This window comes from Pseudomonas sp. B23(2017), from assembly GCF_002113725.1.
GTDB classification, from domain to species: Bacteria; Pseudomonadota; Gammaproteobacteria; order Pseudomonadales; family Pseudomonadaceae; genus Aquipseudomonas; species Aquipseudomonas putida_Z.
This window is the reverse complement of the sequence record NZ_NEJM01000037.1, coordinates 1-2,788: the sequence shown is the minus strand read 5'-3', so window position 1 is coordinate 2,788 and position 2,788 is coordinate 1. Positions and strand designations below refer to the sequence as shown.

Annotated in this window: 1 protein-coding gene; it reads left to right on the top strand. The window is 60.3% G+C overall.

The window, feature by feature from the left end; all coding sequences use genetic code 11:
* Positions 1-2,788 (top strand): immunoglobulin-like domain-containing protein (locus tag CAG46_RS27420; RefSeq protein WP_371919197.1); only part of this gene is annotated, 2,788 nt, incomplete at both ends.

The following is a 2,788-nucleotide window of genomic DNA, read 5'->3' as shown; positions in this document are numbered from 1 at the left end:
GCTCAGACCACGATCAACGACTCGGTCGACACCACCACCGCGACCCTGACGGCGAGCCCGTCGGTGACCGAAGGTGGCGTCATCACCTACACCGTGACCCTGAGCAATCCGGCCCAGTCGCCGGTGACCGTGACCCTGTCCAACGGCCAGACCATCACCGTCGAAGCCGGCAAGACCCAGGGCAGCGTCGATTTCCAGACCCCGGCCAACGACGTCTACAACAACGGCTCGACCGTCAGCACCACGATTACCGGTGCGACCGGCGGTAACTTCGAGCAGTTGGTGCCGAATCCGACCCCGGCTCAGACCACCATCAACGACTCGATCGACACCACCACCGCGACCCTGACGGCGAGCCCGTCGGTGACCGAAGGTGGCGTCATCACCTACACCGTGACCCTGAGCAACCCGGCTCAAACCCCGGTGACCGTAACCCTGTCCAATGGCCAGACAATTACCGTCGAAGCCGGTAAAACCCAGGGCAGTGTTGACTTCCAGACCCCGGCCAACGACGTTTACAACAACGGCTCGACCGTCAGCGTAACCATCGAAAGCGCCACAGGCGGCAACTTCGAGCAGCTGACCCCGAACCCGACACCAGCTTCGACTGTGATCAGTGACAGTATCGATACTGTCACCGTAAGCATCGTCAGCAATGGCAATGTGACCGAAGACCAGCAGCCTTCCTTCACCGTGAAAGTAAGCCAGGCACTGGACCGTCCTCTGACTGTCACTTTGTCCAACGGCGACACCGTGACTATCGAAGCTGGCAAGACCGAAGTCGAGTACAAGACCTCGGCCCAGGGTGATGACGTAATCAAAGACGCTGGCTCTGTCACCCTCAGCGTCACAGACGCTACCGTATCGGGTGCCACTTTCGAGAAGCTGGACCTTGGTGGGCCGGCGACCGTTGAAATCTCGGACACCATCAGTGAAGTCGTCGCTACTCTGACCGTCGACAAGGCCTCCGTAGCCGAGGGTGGCCAGGTGACCTACACCGTCACCCTGACCAACACGCAGGGTCTGCCGGTTACTCAGCACGGCGCGTTGACCTTCACTCTGAGTGATGGGACGAAAGTCACCATCCCGGCCAACAACGCGTCGGGTACCGCGACCATCACGGTCGCCGATGACGTTTATGTCGGTGGTCAGGCGGCTATCGCGAACAAGCTGGAATCCGTATCGGGTGCGGACAGCTTCGAGAAGCTGACGCTCAGCGGTGATACCGTCACCACCTCCGTAACCGACGAGCCAGGCTCCGGCATTCCGGGTACTGGTAACCAGGGCGATCTGGTACAGGTCACCATCACCGCCGACCAGCCCTCGGTGGCTGAGAACCTCAAGCCGACCTTCACCGTACGCATCAATGCCCCGTTGGAACACGACCTGGTCGTGACCCTGAGCAACAATGCCCAGGTCACCATCAAGGCTGGCGATACCAGCGCGCCGTATACTCACGACGCGCAGGGCGATGATGTCTATAACGACGCCGGCCAGATCAGTCTGGGCGTCGAGTCGGCGGCAGATGTCGACGGGCGAGTCTTCGAGAACCTGCAGCTGGGCGGTCCCGCTTCGGTCGAGGTGACCGATACCATCAGCGAAGTGGTGGCCAAGCTGACGGCCACCGAGTCCGTCACCGAAGGTGGCGAGATCACCTACACCGTCACGCTGACCAGCAAAGACGGCTTGCCGCTCAACAGCCACTCGACGCTGTACTTCACCCTCAGTGATGGCAAGACCGTTGTTGTGGTACCGGCCAACAGCACCACCGGTTCGATCACCGTGACCGCGCCGGACAACGTATACGTGGGCGCCAATGCGCCAGTGGTCAACGCGATCGACTCGGTCAGCGGTGCAGACGCGTGGAAGTTCGAAAAACTGACCTTGGACAAGACCGAAGTCAGCACAACGGTGACTGACGAGCCCGGAACCCCAGGCCCTGGCGGCGATATCGTCAAGGTCACCATCGAGGCCAATCAGGAGTCGGTCTTCGAGAACCAGAACCCGACCTTCACCGTGAAGATCAACACCGTTCTGGCGCACGATCTGGTCGTGACCCTGAGCAACAATGCCCAGGTCACTATCAAGGCGGGCGAAACCAGCGTGCAGTACACCCACGCCGAGCAGGGTGAAGACGTTTATCAGGATGCTGGCGAAATCAGCGTGGGCCTCAAGTCGGCGGCCGATACCGCAGGCAGCAGCTTCGAAAACCTGCAATTGGGCGGCGATGCGTCGGTGAAAGTAACCGACACCATCAACGAAGTGGTGGCCAAGCTGACGGCCACCGAGTCCGTCACCGAAGGTGGCGAGATTACCTACACCGTCACGCTGACCAGCAAAGACGGCCTGCCGATCAATAGCCACTCGACGCTGTATTTCACCCTCAGCGACGGCAAGACCGTTGTTGTAGTGCCGGCCAACAGCACCACCGGCTCGATCACCGTGACCGCGCCGAATGACATCTATGTAGGCGGTCAGCCTGTCGTCAATGCGATCGACTCGGTCAGCGGTGCAGATGCGTGGAAGTTTGAAAAGCTGACTCTGGACAAGACAGAGATCAGCACCACCGTCACAGACGGACCAGATTCTGAGGACAGCACCTTCCTGACCCTGTCTGCTACGCCGACAGTGGCCGAAGGCGGCAAGATCACCTACACCGCCACCTTGACCAACAAGGCTGGCACCGACCTGGTGATCAAGCTGAGCAACGGTGAAACCATCACCATCGCCGCTGGCTCGAAAGAAGCCTCGATCACTATCGATGCACCAAGCGACGACGTCTACGTCG